Origin of the sequence: Desulfobulbus oligotrophicus (assembly GCF_016446285.1) — a bacterium.
Taxonomy (GTDB): Bacteria; Desulfobacterota; Desulfobulbia; order Desulfobulbales; family Desulfobulbaceae; genus Desulfobulbus; species Desulfobulbus oligotrophicus.
The window spans coordinates 144796-162500 of record NZ_CP054140.1 but is presented as its reverse complement, the minus strand read 5'-3'; the positions used below and the strand labels follow the sequence as shown (position 1 = coordinate 162500).

At 52.0% G+C, this 17705-nt stretch carries 11 protein-coding genes, 2 tRNA genes and 1 rRNA gene; 2 read left to right on the top strand and 12 right to left on the bottom strand.

Annotated features, from left to right (window positions below; genetic code table 11):
• Window positions 1–157: 157 nt before the first annotated feature.
• From HP555_RS00715 to HP555_RS00670, 9 genes are all read right to left on the bottom strand, one after another.
• Window positions 158–233: transfer RNA gene (locus tag HP555_RS00715), tRNA-Ala, on the bottom strand.
• 22 nt (window positions 234–255) lie between these two features.
• Window positions 256–333, bottom strand: a tRNA-Ile gene (locus HP555_RS00710).
• Window positions 334–411: 78 nt separating this feature from the next.
• Window positions 412–1971 (bottom strand): 16S ribosomal RNA (locus HP555_RS00705).
• A gap of 339 nt (window positions 1972–2310) precedes the next feature.
• Window positions 2311–2604: a hypothetical protein gene (locus HP555_RS00700; RefSeq protein WP_199263317.1), complete on the bottom strand. Its 294-nt coding sequence runs from the start codon at window positions 2602–2604 to the stop codon at window positions 2311–2313.
• Window positions 2605–2713: 109 nt separating this feature from the next.
• Window positions 2714–6187, bottom strand: coding sequence for a translocation/assembly module TamB domain-containing protein (locus HP555_RS00695; protein ID WP_199263316.1), 3474 nt, complete (start codon window positions 6185–6187; stop codon window positions 2714–2716).
• A 2-nt stretch (window positions 6188–6189) separates the two neighbouring features.
• Window positions 6190–8043, bottom strand: coding sequence for an autotransporter assembly complex protein TamA (locus HP555_RS00690; RefSeq protein WP_199263315.1), 1854 nt, complete (start codon window positions 8041–8043; stop codon window positions 6190–6192).
• Between the two features lie 172 nt (window positions 8044–8215).
• On the bottom strand, window positions 8216–10807 hold the full coding sequence (gene clpB / locus HP555_RS00685; protein WP_199263314.1) for an ATP-dependent chaperone ClpB: 2592 nt from the start codon (window positions 10805–10807) through the stop codon (window positions 8216–8218).
• Between the two features lie 189 nt (window positions 10808–10996).
• Window positions 10997–11326, bottom strand: a complete 330-nt coding sequence (locus tag HP555_RS00680) for an IscA/HesB family protein (protein WP_408639831.1) — start codon at window positions 11324–11326, stop codon at window positions 10997–10999.
• 111 nt (window positions 11327–11437) lie between these two features.
• The gene (locus HP555_RS00670) at window positions 11438–11767 is read right to left on the bottom strand and encodes an IscA/HesB family protein (RefSeq protein ID WP_199263311.1); all 330 of its coding nucleotides are present in this window, start codon (window positions 11765–11767) and stop codon (window positions 11438–11440) included.
• A 345-nt stretch (window positions 11768–12112) separates the two neighbouring features.
• Here HP555_RS00670 and HP555_RS00665 point away from each other — a divergent pair, with 345 nt between their 5' ends.
• Window positions 12113–13201, top strand: coding sequence for a 6-phosphofructokinase (locus HP555_RS00665; protein ID WP_199263310.1), 1089 nt, complete (start codon window positions 12113–12115; stop codon window positions 13199–13201).
• Between the two features lie 20 nt (window positions 13202–13221).
• On the top strand, window positions 13222–13866 hold the full coding sequence (locus tag HP555_RS00660; RefSeq protein ID WP_199263309.1) for an endonuclease III domain-containing protein: 645 nt from the start codon (window positions 13222–13224) through the stop codon (window positions 13864–13866).
• A gap of 8 nt (window positions 13867–13874) precedes the next feature.
• Here the strand turns inward: HP555_RS00660 and HP555_RS00655 are convergent, their stop codons facing one another.
• The 3 genes from HP555_RS00655 to rnr all read right to left on the bottom strand — a co-directional run bounded on the left by HP555_RS00655 (window position 13875) and on the right by rnr (window position 17555).
• Window positions 13875–14663 carry an RNA methyltransferase gene (locus tag HP555_RS00655; protein ID WP_199263308.1) on the bottom strand — a complete coding sequence of 263 codons (789 nt, stop codon included), beginning with the start codon at window positions 14661–14663 and terminating at the stop codon, window positions 13875–13877.
• A gap of 21 nt (window positions 14664–14684) precedes the next feature.
• Window positions 14685–15188: a hypothetical protein gene (locus tag HP555_RS00650; protein WP_199263307.1), complete on the bottom strand. Its 504-nt coding sequence runs from the start codon at window positions 15186–15188 to the stop codon at window positions 14685–14687.
• 174 nt (window positions 15189–15362) lie between these two features.
• Window positions 15363–17555 (bottom strand): ribonuclease R, encoded by a 2193-nt coding sequence (gene rnr, locus HP555_RS00645; RefSeq protein ID WP_199263306.1) that lies wholly within the window; start codon window positions 17553–17555, stop codon window positions 15363–15365.
• Window positions 17556–17705 lie beyond the last annotated feature (150 nt).

Genomic DNA, 17705 nt, shown 5'->3' with positions numbered 1-17705 from the left:
GACACCAAACGTGCGGAGGTCCGAAAACCCACTTGCACAAGTGCCGACTCTACGATTTAGATACCCTGCTATTCAATTGTCAAAGATCAAAAACTCTAAAAGCTTAAAATTAGATGTTGAACAAGGCCCAACACCTAATCTTACCCCTTCAGAAGTCTGGTGGAGGTGAACGGGATCGAACCGATGACCTCCTGCGTGCAAGGCAGGCGCTCTCCCAGCTGAGCTACACCCCCGATCTTCACCGACCTGCACGCCTGGTGGGCCTAGGTGGACTTGAACCACCGACCTCACGCTTATCAGGCGTGCGCTCTAACCAAGCTGAGCTATAGGCCCGTGCCTTGATCTCTCAAAACTGAACAGTAACGAGCAGGGTTGATCCCATACAGAGTATGCCTCTGTATCTATCCTTATAAAGGAGGTGATCCAGCCCCAGGTTCCCCTAGGGCTACCTTGTTACGACTTCACCCCAGTCACCAGCCATACCTTGGCAGCCTGCCCCCTTACGGTCAGCTCAACTGCTTCTGGTACCACCGATTCCCGTGGTGTGACGGGCGGTGTGTACAAGGCCCGGGAACGTATTCACCGCGGCATGCTGATCCGCGATTACTAGCGATTCCGACTTCATGGAGTCGAGTTGCAGACTCCAATCCGGACTGAGACCGATTTTATGGGATTGGCTTCACCTCGCAGTGTCGCTGCCCTTTGTATCGGCCATTGTAGTACGTGTGTAGCCCTGGTCATAAAGGCCATGAGGACTTGACGTCATCCCCACCTTCCTCCGGTTTGACACCGGCAGTCCCTTTAGAGTGCCCAGCCGAACTGCTGGCAACTAAAGGCAAGGGTTGCGCTCGTTGCGGGACTTAACCCAACATCTCACGACACGAGCTGACGACAGCCATGCAGCACCTGTCTCCAGGTTCCTTCGGATGAAGGCACTTCCTAGTTTCCTAGGAATTCCCGGGATGTCAAGACCAGGTAAGGTTCTTCGCGTTGCATCGAATTAAACCACATACTCCACCGCTTGTGCGGGCCCCCGTCAATTCCTTTGAGTTTTAATCTTGCGACCGTACTCCCCAGGCGGTGAACTTAATGCGTTAGCTGCGACACAGAGGGGATCAACACCCCCTACATCTAGTTCACATCGTTTACAGCGTGGACTACCAGGGTATCTAATCCTGTTTGCTCCCCACGCTTTCGCGCCTCAGCGTCAGTATCCAGCCAGAAAGTCGCCTTCGCCACCGGTATTCCTCCCGATATCTACGAATTTCACCTCTACACCGGGAATTCCACTTTCCCCTCTGGTACTCAAGCCTGGCAGTTTCAAATGCACTTCCACAGTTAAGCCATGGGATTTCACATCTGACTTGCCAAACCGCCTGCGCGCCCTTTACGCCCAGTGATTCCGAACAACGCTCGCACCCTCCGTATTACCGCGGCTGCTGGCACGGAGTTAGCCGGTGCTTCCTTTAGAGGTACCGTCAAGCAATACGGGTATTAACCATAGTGCACTTCTTCCCTCTTGACAGAGCTTTACGACCCGAAGGCCTTCCTCACTCACGCGGCGTCGCTGCGTCAGGGTTCCCCCCATTGCGCAATATTCCTCACTGCTGCCTCCCGTAGGAGTCTGGCCCGTGTTCCAGTGCCAGTGTGGCGGATCATCCTCTCAGACCCGCTAACCATCGTCGCCTAGGTAGGCCATTACCCCACCTACTAGCTAATGGTACGCAGACCCCTCTCTATGCAGTAGCTTATAAATAGAGGCCACCTTTCCTTGCATGCCTTATGAAAAACAAGAATATCCGGTATTAGTACCCCTTTCGGTGTGTTATTCCAGACATAAAGACAGGTTATCTACGCGTTACTCACCCGTGCGCCACTCTACTCAGAACCGAAGTCCCTTTCGCGTTCGACTTGCATGTGTTAAGCACGCCGCCAGCGTTCGTTCTGAGCCAGGATCAAACTCTCCAGTTAAATATCCTAGCCAATCACAAAAGACTGGACTTATCCAAATCAAAACCAATTACTTGGCCCGCTCGTTTACTGTTCAGTTTTCAAAGATCAAGGACGGCCAAAGGCCATCTCATAAAAAACAGCGAATCAAACGCTGCAAGAACTCAATCTAACCTTTTAAAAACATCGTGTCAATAATAAAATTTGAGGAACAACCAAAAACAAAACATGACACGTGCCCCAAAAGGAGACGGCTATTTACCTGAACAAAAAATACATGTCAATATAAAAAAACACCACCATAAGGATTTTAGAAGAATATCTGTACTGCTCACCAAAGAGATCAGTGTGTTTAACTGCTCAATTTTTGGGTGATTTTATCCATTGTGACAGGGCTTCAATGATTTTTTCCGCCTGAGCAACAGATGAGATATTAAATTTTGATTTAACCTGATACTTGCCGCTTCTTTTTTGATACCTGCGGATAGTGAACTTATCGGCTCCATACTGTTGGGTTGTTCGGTCAAGATCCCGGTAACGGAATAAGATAGTCGTCCAGGCACCTTTGGAGAGAATCTTCTTATCGATCTCCTGCACAACCAGGACTCCGTCTTCCTCGTAGTTTATTGTTAAATCGTCTGTGTTTTCAGGCATATTATCACCAGGTGGGCTAAAGAGATATCATACAAAAAACAGGTTTATTAAAGTAGTCGGATGAATCAGGAAAAGCAAGAGGTGCTCCAGAGCCGGCACAAGGGCAAAGTTACTGTTCAAATTCGTATTTGATATCGCCGCTGTTATGCAGAGCCCCTGTTTCAGTGAGCAGGAAAAAGCCGTTCCCCAAGGTGTATCTGGTGTTGAAAGTGGCGGCTTCAGCAGCCAGATCTTTACCGTAACTCACATAAAAATTTGGCGTCAGCCAGCTGCCAAACACTAATGAAAAGGAATCCGAGGTATCGCTTGGTTCAAACTTGATGACATCGATCATTGCCAACTCTTTTATACTTTGCAGATACGGAACAAGTCCACCTATACCTATGGTGTCAGCGAGTGTTCCCGCCATACCGAGCTCCTGTCGCGTTTCGCCGCCGATCGCCGTACTCTCAAGTAAACTGGTAATAATTGTCGACTGCTCCAGTGCCGGGGTAGAGTAGAAGTTTATATTCGGCTTTTGCAGGAAACCATCAATAATAACTCCTACAGTTGTCTTTTGGTTTTTTCTCTCACTGCGCAACTCAATACCAGGGTTGGTCAAAGAGCCTCCGGAAAAAATGAGTCGGCCAAGATCGATTTTCAAGCGTCTGCCGTAGAGGGTGAAGGAACCATCCCGTACACTTAACATGCCGTTGCCGGTCTGGGGTCGGCCCGGTTGTTTTTGAACGGTCAGCTTTCCATCTATATATCCTCGCAAACCATGGGCATTTATCAGTACCTCGTTACCGGTGAGGACGGTCATGTCAAAGAAGATCGGCCATGAAGAGGTGCTCTCATCATTTTCCTCGGCATCGATGACTACCACATCTGCCGAAGGGGCGAGACCCTGGTCAAAGTCGATTGAGGTGATGTCGGCGTGCGGAACGGTAACTGTGCCACCCACTTCAATTTGACGGTGGTCGAATGTTAAACGAATATCCGGGCTGATGACAAGGTCAAGTCCCGGGATGCGTGCAGCCTGGAACGTTTCACCGGCAAGCCGGAGGGTATAGAGATCGGCGGTTGACTGGTCAAACGGGATCTCGCTCTCTGCTTTTATAATGCCCGCACCGGAGCGGGCTGTTGCCAGGAGATGCAGGAGACGGCCGTCACCCGTCACACTGAGCGTTAGTGGTGAGAGGGTGATCCCGAGTGGTGGGATCTCCGCCTGACCGTTTTGGAGTTCAAGCTGACCTTGAACAACAGGCGCCAACAGCGTACCGCTGGCAGTTAATTTTCCCTGAATGTTTCCCGATGGGAGTACTTTTCGGTTCGTCAGCAGGATGACTGGACTCAAATCGAGAATGTTAACGTGCACTGAACCGGTCATTTCTGCCTGGAGCAGCTGTAAAAGTGAAAGCTGGTCTGTCCTGCAGGACAGACTTCCCTCAAGCATGCTGCCATCGGTTAACTCGCTGGCAACGGATGCCTGCAAATTATTTTTTTCATAATCTGCCCGGAACACATTTTTCTTCCACTTCACCAGGTGCTGATGGTTATCGGCAAGTGGCAGGGGGAAGCTCATCGCCTGGGTGGTTGCTGTGAGTTGAGCCGCCAGGATCTGCTCCTGGCGGCCGGATATTGCAAGTTCACCGCTGATCGATCCTGAGAGCTGTTCAGTGGTAAAAGGGGGCAGGGTAAAGAGGTTTAACGGTAGTGCAGCTACTTTTCCCTGGAGCTGCCAGGAATTCTCTTTTTTCTGCCAGGAACCTCCGATACACAGGGTGGAAGAGGTGGTGGCAATGCAGAGTGGATCAAGGTCTGCTCTGCTGGTGGACAGTATCGTTTCGGCCGGTTGTCGTTGCTGCCAGTTTCCGTACTGTTGACTTAAAAAACGTGCACGGTTTATCGTGCCTTGCCAGCGACCGTCCGTCAGGGTTCCGTCCATGGACAAACCTGCGGAACCCAGGTTTGTCCGGCCTTCCAATACAAGTTGATAGCGTTGAGATGCTCCGGTAAGACGAAGGGATCCGGACGTCATGGAGATGTTGCCAAAGTGCATCTTTTCAGCATGCAGTACGCCATGCACATTGCCATCGTTACTGAAAACCCCTCTGGTCTCCATGGCTATCTTTTGCACTGTAGTTCCATTGATCCCCAGATTGCTCCCCGTCAGTTTGAAGTCGATACCAGGCTTTTCAACACTTCCCGATATCCGTCCGTTGGCGTTTATTCTGCCGCTTGCACCGGGCCAGAGGTCGGCGAGGTTTGATGAGTCAAGGGCCAGGAGCAGGTCAAGGTTGTCAGCGAGACTGCCCTTGATCTGTAACGATGAACCGCCGCTTTGCAGTGTGAAGGCCGGAATGCGTATCTGCTTGTTTTCGAGATGTACCTCCCCGGTTCCAGTTACCTGTTGCTGGCGAACTGTGCCCTGTAATCTGGTTACATGAAGAGATGCCCTGACACCGTGGTCAGTACCTTGCCCGGAGGTTGTGACGGCCACGGTCATGTTGCCGGGCCAGTCTTTATGTAACAGGGCAGGGTTGAGATAGGTGCCGTTCACTTCTGCCTGCCAGGACAGATGAGGGGCCCAGGTTACCTCGCCTTGGGCTGTGAGTTCGGTTTTCTGATGACGAAGGCGCAGGTCTTGTACCTCCAGCCCCTGACTGTTCCCCTGCAATGCAACATTGATCTGACCTGGGTCCTTGAAACCCGGGGGCAGGATCTGTGTGTGCATCTGAACGGTGTACGCATCAAAGGTTCCCCGGCCTGTGACTATCAGTGCGGACAGGGGCTGGTCAGGCCAGGTTGTGTGCAGTGCCCGAGGGGTCAGCAGCGGACAAGTCCCCTGGACCTGCCAGGTGGGGGTCGTGGTCATGAGATCTTTAAGGTGGCCTTTGACCTGGAAAGAAAGGGGATTGTCAAAGGTTCCGGTCATGGTGAGATCGTTGAGTGGGCCGTATATCCGGCCGCGACCGGGCACTGCGGTGTAACCTTCTTGGTGGATGGTGCCGGTGATCTCCATCTCCACCGGATAGTTCAGATGTGTTTGAAGGGTGCCGGTGGCAGCAAGGGTGGCAGTCTTGCTGTCCAGCCTGAGCTGCCGGATGCGTAACAGTTCGTTGTGGTAGGTAAGGGTGGAAAGAGTTACGGTGTTGATGTGCCAGACTTCTTCTCCATCCGAAAAAATATGCACGTTTTCCAGCGTGAGCGCATCGAGTTCAAGCAGGATGGGCAGGGTGAGGGGAGAGAGTAATGTATCTTCATTGCTGGTACCAAGCAGGACATGGACATTTGCTGCCTGGATGCTTTTGAGATGAATCCGGCCGGCGAGGAGTTGGGTCGGCTCCCAGGAGAGGGTGATCGTATCAATCCGGACAGTGTCAATGCCGTCTGCAAACTGAAGGTTCTGCAGTCGAATGGTTGAAAAGAGAGAACCGGAGACAGAACCAATAGTCAACAGGGGGGCGGTTATGTGGTTGATGACCGGTGTCAGGAACCTTAATCCCTGTGCTGTTCCCAACAGCAGCACACCGGTGACAAGTACAGCAGGTACCAGCAGTACAAGCAGTTTTACGATGCGATACAGCAGAGACCGAATCATACTCACAGGTCAGCCCCCATGGTAAAATGAAGACGCCAGCCACCATCATCGTCAAGTGCCTTTGCGAGATCAAGGCGGACCTGACCGAAGATGCCATTCCAGCGAAGACCAAACCCGGCCCCGGATTTTAAGGAGACATGTGAAAAGGTGTTCATTGCGGCGCCGCTGTCATAAAAAACAGCGCCGCTCCATGCATCAACAAGGGTTCGTTCCAGCTCAACGCTGTAGGTAAGAATATTTTTGCCGCCAAGGTTGTTCCCCTCTGCATCAACCGGGCCGATCTTTTTGTACCCATAGCCTCGCACGCTCTGGTCACCACCGGCATAGTACCGTAATGAGGGCGGTAGTTTTCCGATGTCGTCAACCAGGGTTGTACCGATATCGGCGCGACCGATACAACGCCACAGACTGGAAAAGGAGTAAATGCCCTTGGCGCGAAGTGATGCCTGCAGAAAGGATGTGTTAGCCAGAAGAGTGTCCTCGCTCCCCAGCACAGAGGCGGACAGACGCAGTCCTTTTTTCGTGGCTATTCGATCATCTGTCCAGAAGACACTGCCTTTGATGCCGGGTATGAGCAGGGTGGCATGGTCATCTTGATGGCCGACACTGTATTGTTCGTCAAGAAATTGTACATACGTGGAGAATTCACCCCATTCCCGGTACTGATCATGGCTGATCGTTGTGTTGAACGTTTTTGTATCGATGCTGTTGAACTCTTCGGTTGCATATCCGGCAGCCAGGGCCACTCTGTCTTTTTTGGCATCGCCGATGGGAATGATATAGGTGCTGCCGAGACTGTTTTTTCGTTCCGAGGGTTGCAGTTGAACGTCCAGCTGGTGTCCGAGTTGATTAATATAGCGGTTTGTGTAGGTCAGGGTTCCCCGGGTGCCGGTATCGGTCCCGTATCCCAGGCCGATGCCGTACTTGTGAGCAGGGTTTGGGGTCAGGGCAACCGTCACCGGAACGCGATCAGCCGGGGATTGTTCAAGGTCATAATGCAGGTCAACGGTTTTGAAGTAATCGGTGTTAAACAGTGCCTGTCGCAACCGTGTCAGTGATTTGGGAGAAAAAGGATCACCAGTGCGCACCTGGGTTACTTTACGAAGCAGATTGTGATCAATAAGGTCAGTGTCAAAGGTAAGCGGACCATACCGGTACTGCGGGCCGGTGTCGAGTTGCAGATGGATAGCGGCACTGTGCGTTTTGGTGCGGACAGCGACTCTGTTGTGCCGGAAGCGGGCCTGTTGATACCCCTGGTCCAATGCCTGGCCGACCAGGGCATCCTTGCCTTCTTCATAGACCCGGTGATCGAGCCGATTGCCGGACTGCAGTGGAAACAGTGTCACTGCCTTGTGCAGGACCTTGTCTTCCTTGCCCTGGCCGACAACGGTGATATCAACTTCGGTCACGATGATTGGTGCACCGGGGTCAACGGCCATGGCAACATGATGCACATCGCCGGTCATCCGATGGGTGAGGTTGATTTCCGGAGTGTAGTAGCCAAAGGGTTCCAGAGCTTTTTTGGTCTCTTTTTCCGCCCTGCTGTACAGTTCGTTGAAAACGGCCGTTGACAGGGGGGCATTACCGGTCATCCTGGTCAGGGAAAGGTGACTTTGAATGTTGCCACGCTGTTGTTCTGTCAGCTGGCCGGAGATTTCCACGATAACAGGAGCTTCAGCTCCGACGGCTGCGGATGGGGTAATGATCAGAGCTGCTGCTGTTACACCCCCAAGGGTCCTGATGGATAAAGCAATGCTCGTGCCTGGAGGAGTATGGTGAAGCCTGGACCTGATATGTTTTGCTGCCCGACGAAGAACGGATGGAAGCAGGACGGAAACCAACAGAAAGATGAGCATGCCGGAGTCTCTTAAACAACCGCGTTAGGGAAGGCATGACACGAGAAAATATATGCCATACACGCTGATTGATGGTGACTGTAATACAGCGGGCTATTTTTGGGAAGAGCAGTTTTGGGGGGAGGATGCAGCCCCCTTCCTGCAGATTTGCAGGAAGGGGAGAAGGGTGATGTTACTGTTTGGTGAAGATGAGGCGGTTGTCCAGGCTCTGGTCAATGAGGATGTGGTCACCTTCGTTGAAGCGGCCCTCGAGTATTTCAAGAGCAAGCGGGTCCTCAATATGCCGCTGGATCGCACGTTTCAGCGGTCGGGCGCCAAAGGCCGGATCATAGCCGGTGTTGACAAGAAACTGTTTTGCCTCTTTGGTCAAGGTGACCTTGAACTTGCGATCAGCCAGCCGTTTTCTCATCCGCTTGATTTGAATATCCACGATGGCGAACAGGTTGTCACGGGTCAGGCTGTGGAAGGTGATGATCTCATCAATTCGATTAAGAAATTCGGGTTTGAATTGACGATGCAGGAGATCATCGATCTGCCGATGCATGGTCTCCGGATCTGTTTGTGCCATTTCCATGATAATATGGCTGCCGAGGTTCGAGGTCATGATGAGGATGGTGTTCTTGAAGTCCACTGTCCGTCCCTTGCCGTCGGTCATTCGCCCGTCGTCAAGCACCTGCAGGAGAACGTTGAACACATCAGGATGCGCTTTCTCAATCTCGTCGAGCAGAATAACTGCATAGGGCCGGCGACGAACCGCTTCCGTCAGCATGCCGCCCTCGTCATAACCGACATAGCCGGGAGGCGCTCCAATCAGCCGTGCGACGGAGTGCTTCTCCATGTATTCGGACATGTCGATGCGAATCATGGCGTGCTCCGAGTCAAAAAGAAAATCCGCCAGGCTGCGTGCCAGCTCAGTCTTGCCGACACCGGTGGGGCCGAGAAAGATGAAACTTCCGAGCGGTCGATCCGGATCCTGGAGTCCGGCGCGCGCCCGTCGCACTGCATTGGCCACCGCGCCGATAGCTTCACGCTGACCGATCACCCGTTCGCCGAGTACGGCTTCAGCCTGGACCAGTTTTTCCTTTTCGCCTTCAAGCAGTCTGTCCACCGGAATACCGGTCCATTTGGCAACAACGGTTGCCACATCTTCAGCCGATACCTCCTCTTTGAGCATCTGGTGCTGCTGTTGGATCTCACCCAGCCGGGCATTGGCAGCTTCAAGTTCTTTGTGCAACTGTACAATCCGGCCATAACGGATTTCAGCAACCTTGCTGAGTTCGCCGGCCCGTTCAGCCCGCTGCTCCTCCATATGTGCCTGGTCAATCTGTGCCTTGATATCACGAATGGACTGGATGATATCTTTTTCCAGGGTCCACTGCCCTTTCATCGCTTTGAGGGAGTCGTCAAGATTGGCAAGCTCTTCACGAACTTTTGCCAGCTGTTCACTGGAAGCAGGGTCCTTTTCTTTTTTAAGGGCCTCCTGTTCGATTTCGAGTTTGATTTTTTTTCGTTCCAGCTGATCGATCTCGGTGGGCATGGAGTCGATTTCAATCCGCAGCCGTGAGGCTGCCTCATCGATCAGATCAATGGCCTTGTCCGGCAGAAAACGGTCGGTAATATATCGGCTGGAAAGTGTAACAGCAGCCACAGTCGCTGCATCCTGGATACGAACACCATGATGCACCTCATATTTTTCCTTGATACCGCGCAGGATGGCGATGGTGTCTTCTTCGCTTGGTTCCTGCACAAGAACCGGTTGAAAGCGACGTTCAAGGGCCGCGTCTTTTTCGATGTACTTCCGATACTCATCCAGGGTCGTTGCACCGACGCAGTGCAGCTCACCACGGGCCAGGGCAGGCTTCAGCATGTTGGAGGCATCCATCGAGCCTTCAGCTGCTCCGGCACCGACCAGGGTGTGGATTTCGTCAATAAACAAGATGATTTCACCGGCGCGACTCTCCACCTCTTTGAGAACAGCCTTGAGTCGATCTTCAAATTCTCCGCGGTACTTGGCACCGGCGAGGAGTGAACCGAGATCAAGGACTATCACCTGTTTGCCGTGCAGTGTTGAGGGAACGTCACCGTTGACAATACGCTGTGCCAGCCCCTCGACAATGGCGGTTTTACCTACACCCGGTTCGCCGATAAGAACGGGATTGTTTTTGGTGCGCCGGGAAAGAACCTGTATAATCCGGCGAATCTCCTCGTCCCGCCCGATGACCGGATCGAGTTTGCCCATCCGGGCAACATCGGTGAGGTTGCGGGCATACTTTTCCAGGGCCTGGTACTTGTCTTCCGGATAGGGATCGGTAACGCGCTGGCTGCCGCGTATAGCCATCAGCGCTTGCAGAAACCCCTTACTGTCGATGCCCAGTCGATTCAGCATGACAGCAGCTTTTAAAGAGCTGTCTGCAAGGATGGTCAAAAACAGGTGTTCCTGACTGACATATTCATCTTGCATGTTGGCAGCGGTTTTGAACGCCTGTTCAAGCAGATTTCTGAAAGCATTCGAGGCATAGGTCTGTCCGGCTCCTGATCCGCTCACCTTGGGAAGCCCGTTGATCAGCGCATTGGTTTCCTTGAGAACAAGACTTGGAGTAACGCCCATTTTTTGCAGAACCGGTACCACCACCCCTTCAGGCTGTTCAAGGATGGCCTTAACCAGGTGCTCAGGCTGTAATTCCTGATTGTTGGCGGCTTGTGCAAGCTGCTGGGCAGCCTGGATGGCCTCCTGTGATTTGAGGGTAAATTTGTCAAGTTGCATATCTTCTCTCCTTTCCTGTTTTTTTTATTGAAAAACAGATGGTTAATTCGTTTGAACATGAAAGACGATAAGGATAAAGCCTGACGTGTCAAGATTTTGACCCATGACTGCAGGGGTTTTTTGCAGGCATAAAAAAAGGCCCCTGTGTCGCATGCGACGCAGGGGCCTTTTCTCGAGCGCGATGAACAATCAGCCGCAAGAGCCTCCACAGGACCCAACACTGCAGCTGCCACCACCCAGCGGGTTGGTGGCGGTGATGGAAAATCCGGACCGGTATCCGGCTTCAATGAAATCAACTTTGACGGCTCCGCACCGTTCCAGCAGATCATTGTCAACCAGAAACTTCAAGCCGCTATCCTCGTACACTTTGTCGCTATCCTTTGGCTCATCCAGAGCCAACCCAAGAGATGGGCCACTTCAGCCACCCTGCATCAGTGCGATGCGAATTGCAGAACTGATGTTGTTCTGCTCCAGATAAGCTTTCAGATTGTTGACAGCAAGGGCTGTTACTTCAAACATTCCGCCTCCTTAAAAGTGAAAAGCTCCTTTTGTCGGTCAAAAGGAGAGATGTTATGATGTCTGCAAAATAAGGCGCATTCAGGGTTACGTCAACCACTGTATGCTGAACAATCAACCGCAAGAACATCCACAGGATCCAGTATTACAGCCGCCTCCACCCAGTGAGTTGGCGGAGGTGATGGAGAATCCGGACCGGTATCCGGCTTCAATGAAATCAACCTTGACGGCTCCGCACTGTTCCTGCAGATCATTGTCAACCAGAAACTTCAAGCCGTCATCCTCGTACACTTTGTCGCTATCCTTTGGTTCATCCAGAGCCAGCCCAAGAGATGGGCCACTGCAGCCGCCCTGCATCAGTGCGATGCGAATTGCAGAACTGATGTTGTTCTGCTCCAGATAAGCTTTCAGATTGTTGACAGCAAGGGCTGTTACTTCAAACATTCCGCCTCCTTAAAAGTAAAAAGCTCCTTTTGTCGACCAAAAGGAGAGGTGCTGTGATTCCTGGCAAAATAAGGCCCATTCAGGATTACGTCAACCATTGAACCAGAGGGAAAATGATGTCTGACTGAAAAATAACCGGCACGCTGTGGAAGTACTGATATAAAGTTGTCTGACAAGCGCAATAATAACGCAGGTAAAGAGCAGTGCCAACAGTTGATACGGTTTGAAAAGTGGAGTAAAATACAACATTTTTAATGCAATGACTGTCAAGGGAATAGATATTTTTTACAGTTCTTTGTCATTTGGATTGAAGAATAGAGATATTTTTTTATACATGGGGACATTATGCGAAAAAAATTGCTTATTTCCACCGGCGGCGGCGATGCACCAGGGTTGAATGCCGTTATCTTTGCCGTGGTTACTTCAGCAACGAGGAAGGGATGGGAAGTGTACGGCAGCCGGGCAGGATACGGCGGACTTCTCGACCGGGATGATCTTGTTCGACTCATCCCCGAAGACGTGGAAGGTATTCTTTCACAGGGGGGGACCATTCTTGGTTCCACGAATAAGGGGAATCCCTTTTGTAAGCCAGTGGAAAATCTGGCCGGTGAGATTCAAATTGTTGATATCTCAGATAAGATTTTAGATAATTTCAACCGGATGGGCTTTTTTTGCCATATTGCCGTTGGAGGTGACGGCAGTTTGGATATTGCCCACCGCTTTGCTCAAAAAGGCATGCCGGTCATCGGTGTACCCAAGACGATTGATAATGATCTGGAGGCAACGGATCGAACCTTTGGTTTTGATACTGCTGTGTCCACTGCCACTGATGCCCTCGATAAACTGCATTCAACGGCCAAGTCGCATGATCGGGTCATGGTGGTTGAGGTTATGGGACGGGACTCCGGCTGGATTGCACTGTACTCGGGTATTTCCGGTGGAGCTGATATAATTCTCATTCCGGAAATACCTTTCAAGATTGAATCTATCTATGCCAAAATCAGTGATAATGAGCTCCATAACAAGCATTACTCGATTGTCGTCGTGGCGGAAGGAGCCCGCGCTGAGGATGGGGAGGTTATCAGCAAAGGGCAGGGGGAAATGGGGCGTTCGGAGGTGATTCTCGGTGGTGTGGGTGAGTGGGTTGCCGACCAGATTCGTCAGCGGCTGAAGAAGGATACCCGTTCCCTTGTGCTGGGACATTTGCAACGCGGTGGCTCACCCACAACATTTGACCGGTTGCTGGCCCTTCGTTTCGGCACAGCAGCAGTGCGTTTGGCTGAGCAGGGTGTCTTTGATCACATGGTGGCCTTGGCCTCGTCCACCATGACCGCAGTGCCTATTGCTGAAGCTATTCGACATCGGAAGAAAGTGGATCTGGAAAGCGATAAGGTACGCACAGCTCGCGATATCGGTATCTGTCTGGGCGATTAACCTTTTTCAGAGTGTTTGCCATGCGTACTGCCGAACGGCTGTCAATCATGTACGATCGTCTGTTATCGGAGTTCGGGCCACAGCACTGGTGGCCTGCTGACTCGGCATTGGAGGTGGCGGTCGGCGCTATCCTCACGCAAAATACCAGTTGGAGCAATGTTGAACGAGCGATTGCCAATCTGAAAACTGCCGGTCTGATGTCCCTGGAGGCTTTATCGTCACTGCCCACCGGGTTGTTGGCCGAGTATATCCGTCCCAGCGGCTACTATAACGTTAAAGCCGGTCGGCTGCATAATCTGCTGGCCTTGATCAATGAGCACCATAACGGCAGTCTTGACGACTTTCTTGATCAGCCGCTGCCTCTGCTTCGCACAGAACTTCTCTCGGTCAAAGGTATCGGCAGGGAGACCGCTGATACCATACTGCTGTATGCCGCACATCTTCCCATCTTTGTGGTTGACGCCTATACTCACCGTATTCTGGTGCGTCATGAAGTCGTTGATCCTGAGTATGATTACGAAAGTATACAGGAGTTGTTCATGGATCATCTGCCCAATGATCCTGCCCTGTTTAATGAATACCATGCCCTGTTGGTGTGTGCAGGGAAGAAGTACTGCAAAAAAAGTAAACCCGATTGCAGCGCCTGTCCCCTGGAAGGGGTCTGACTGGTATGTTATTGCGGTCTTTTTTCGTGAGACGGTGATTCCGGCATTACCGGCATCTGTTGTCGACTGTGCCAGAGCAGTTTGCGACAGATGCCGCGGATCATACTGGCCTCCTTCTTCTTAAGATGTATGCGGCCAAGAAGTTGCCGGATGTTGCGCATCCAGTAGGCCCGGTTGGTATCCTGGAGGAAGGTGATTTCGTTCAGGGCTTCCTTGATATGACTGTACATGCCTTCCATATCAAAGGAGTTGGCAAATTCTGATTTGGGGATTGCTGCAAAGGGGTGGCTGTGCACGGTGGAATAGAGTTCATAGCAATGGATCGCCACTGCTTGAGCCAGATTCAAAGAAGAAAAATCAGCGGTGGGGATTGTGGATGCAAACTGACAGAAATCCAGGTCTTCGTTGCTTAATCCCGTGCTTTCAGGGCCAAACATGAGTGCAATGCGGTTGTCGGCCAGAAAAGGCGCAACCTCTGCCATGACTTCACGCGGTGTCTGATCCGGGAGGCGTTGTCGTCCCTGTCGCGCGGTGGTGCCGACGACCAGATGAAACGGGGCGACTGCCTGGCCTGTTGTGGCGCAGGTGTGCATCCTCCGGATAAGATGTGCGGCCTTATGGGTTGCCATTTTGAGCATGCGTTCCTGGTCGAACAGTTCATTGCTGACCACGATCAGCTCTGTTATGCCGAAGTTAGACGCAATTCGAGCAGATGCTCCTATGTTTTCCGGGTATTTCGGTTCAACGAGGATGATCGCAATCTGTCGGAGGCGATTCGTTGATATCTGTCGTTTCACACTCAGGTAAGGACGATTAAATCAGTGATCTGTTGACTGTTCCAGCTCCAGAGGTTTTTTTGAAGATTTCTCAGTCCCGGAGCCGGTGGTGGTCATGCGTTTGAAAAACGGGATAATGCCGCGCTCTGCCCGTTTGATTTCCTCTTCAGCTTCTTTCACCGTAATCTGCCAGGCCGGAGCAAATCCCGGTGACTTTTCAAACATGATCTCAATTGCTTTCTGATAGACCTGGACTTGGCGCAGTTCCTGGCGACCGGGTTTCTGGTTGAGCACCTGAACCATGTTGCGCAGGTTGTCCCGTTCCTGTTTGACTTTGCTCATCTCCTCTTTGCGCCGTTCATTTTCAGCAGAATCGATCTCCAGTTTGGTGTGGAGATGTTCACGGAGTTTCTTGAGGTTGCCGTTGAGCTCTCTGGCTTTGAACCAGCCGCGGATCCAGAGAATGATGGCGATAAACAGACCGATGGTTAATCCGCGTAAGAAGGGATTCGTTAAAATACTCGAAAGCCAGCTGCTGTTTTCCATGGTGGTATCCTTTGGAAAAATTGGGTGGAACCTCTCTGTTGGTTCCAACATTTGTGCATTGCTCATGCTGATTAAAGTATGTCTTCTATTTGATATGTCGCTGTTCGTCAAGAAAAACCAGGGAGGTCTCTCTGGCGTATTCCTCTGCCGGGTGCATGATCCGCCCAGCAGGTATCAGTCGGTTGCCGGCGAGAAAGAAAGCTGTTTGTCAAGAAGGTCAACACGATCAAGACGAACGTGCACCCGATTGCCCAGCTGGTAGATCTGATGCCTGTTCTCTCCGATCAACCGGTAGCGGCGACTGTCATAAAGATAGTAATCATCGGTCATGCTCGACAGCGGGATCATGCCGCTGATAAAGGAATCATCGAGCATGATGTACAGACCTGACGCACTGACACCGGAGATGATACCGGTAAATACATTTCCGACCTGGTCCAGCAGATACAGCGCTGAGCAGCGGGCGTGGATGTTGCGTTCGACATCAATGGCTTTGCGTTCACACTGCGAGAGATGCGTACCTGCTTCGACAAGATCGGTTTTTTGTTGAGGTGTGAGTGGTTGTTCCGCCGTTCCGGTGAGGAGAGCCTGAAGAACCCGGTGAGCTATCAGGTCCGGATAGCGGCGGATCGGTGAGGTGAAGTGGAGGTAGTAGGGGGCGGCAAGACCGAAGTGGCCAGTGTTTTCCGGAGAATACCGGGCCTGCTGCAGGGTGCGAAGCAACAGACTGTTGACAATGTACTCACTCGGTGAGTGTTTAGCCTGAGCTATGATCTGTGCAAACCAGCTCGGTCCCATGGCTGAGCGTGGTGTGTGGATGCCCAAAGCGTGCGCGGCATCGGTAAAGGTCTCCAGCTTGGCGGGATCCGGTGGTTCATGAATACGATAGAGCACCGGCAACTTTGCTTTACTCAGGCTTTCAGCCACCGCCTCATTGGCTGCCAGCATAAAGGCTTCAATCAGCAGGTGGGCCTCGTACCGTTCAGCCTGGCTGATATTGACCACCCTGTCGCCTTGCAGGCTGATCACCGGCTCCGGCAGATTGAAATCAAGGCTGCCGCGCCGGGCCCGATGGTTGTTCAGGAGTGCGGCCAGGTGGTTGGCCTGTTCCAGCATCGGCACCAGCTCTGCATGAGCGGAGCGGACCTCTTGATCGTGATCTGAGAGAATCTGGTTGACTGTGGTGTATGTCAGGCGTTTTTTACTGCGGATCAGGCTCTTGTGATAGCGCTCAGCCATTCGTTGGCCGGTGTTATCGAATTCCAGAACAGCGGTAAAGGCAGGACGATCGGTATCAGGCATCAGGCTGCAGAGATCGTTGGATAACCGCTCAGGTAACATCGGCAACACCCGGTCCGGGAGATAGATGCTGGTGCCGCGGAGATAGGCTTCCTGATCAATGGAAGATCCGGGCTGAACGTAAAAACCGACATCGGCAATGGACACATAAAGGACAAACCCATCCTTCCGGCGCTCCACACAGATGGCATCATCAAAGTCCCGGGCATCCTCACCGTCAATGGTCACATGGAGCACGTGACGCAGGTCAATACGGTCGCCCTGGGCCTGGGTGACGGGGAGTAAACGGGAAGCCTCCTCTTCAGCCGCGACCGGAAACTGCTCGTGCAGGGAAAACTGCTGTATTGCCATGCGAATCTGCACACCGGCCTGGCGCGGATCGCCAAGGACTTCGGTGACCCGGCCGGTTGGGCCCTGTTGCTGAGAACCGTAGTGAGTGATTTCCGCCACCACGGCCATGCCATCCTGGGCGTCAAGATCTTCGCCCTGAGGAATAAAAAGAGCGTAGGGGAGGCGACTGTCATCCGGAAGGACCTGACCACCGACTGCTGTCAGATTGTACACACCGCATATCCGGGTGACAGCCCGGTGCATTATCCTGAGCACACGACCTTCCCTTCGGCCCCTTGACGTGCTGCCGATGATGGCTATCAGGACCGTGTCACCGGGACCGGCGGTGTTGAGGTTCTGCTGAGCGATGTACACATCTTTGCCGCCTTTAATCTGCTCACCTTCAGGGGTAACAAATCCGAAACCTTTACTGGTCAGGTCAAGGGTACCCTGCAGCTGTTCAGGTTTATCAGCTGCGGTAAAGAGTTTTCCTTTTTTAAGAAGGGTACCTGCTGCGAGCATCTGTCCCAGTGTTTTACGGAGTAAAGATGACTGTGTATGGTGCAGATACAGAGCGTTTGCGATCTCGTCCGCTGTCAGTGGTTTCTCCTGCCCTGTCAGTAGTGTGAGGATGGATGCCTGCAGGTGGTCGTGATCTTTACCACGAGGGCCGGATGGCCTGCGTTTTTTGTAAATCGGTCTTGATCGTCTGCGGCTAGGGAAAATTTTTTTCGCCATCTCTTTTTGTTTTCCGTTTGATGAGTATCTTTAAGTTTTCGTTGATATAATTTGCTTTGTTCGCTTGAAGCTCTCTGTTAAAGTGTACTTTTATTTAATGAAACTGCCGTGAACATACACCATTTGGACTGGAAAAAAAGAAAAAGCCAT

Coding starts and splice junctions, on each gene's coding strand:
- clpB (WP_199263314.1), bottom strand. CDS start 10,807: ATGCAACTTGACAAATTTACCCTCAAATCACAGGAGGCCATCCAGGCT.
- HP555_RS00695 (WP_199263316.1), bottom strand. CDS start 6,187: ATGATTCGGTCTCTGCTGTATCGCATCGTAAAACTGCTTGTACTGCTG.
- HP555_RS00650 (WP_199263307.1), bottom strand. CDS start 15,188: ATGGAAAACAGCAGCTGGCTTTCGAGTATTTTAACGAATCCCTTCTTA.
- HP555_RS00690 (WP_199263315.1), bottom strand. CDS start 8,043: ATGCTCATCTTTCTGTTGGTTTCCGTCCTGCTTCCATCCGTTCTTCGT.
- rnr (WP_199263306.1), bottom strand. CDS start 17,555: ATGGCGAAAAAAATTTTCCCTAGCCGCAGACGATCAAGACCGATTTAC.
- HP555_RS00660 (WP_199263309.1), top strand. CDS start 13,222: ATGCGTACTGCCGAACGGCTGTCAATCATGTACGATCGTCTGTTATCG.
- HP555_RS00700 (WP_199263317.1), bottom strand. CDS start 2,604: ATGCCTGAAAACACAGACGATTTAACAATAAACTACGAGGAAGACGGA.
- HP555_RS00665 (WP_199263310.1), top strand. CDS start 12,113: ATGCGAAAAAAATTGCTTATTTCCACCGGCGGCGGCGATGCACCAGGG.
- HP555_RS00670 (WP_199263311.1), bottom strand. CDS start 11,767: ATGTTTGAAGTAACAGCCCTTGCTGTCAACAATCTGAAAGCTTATCTG.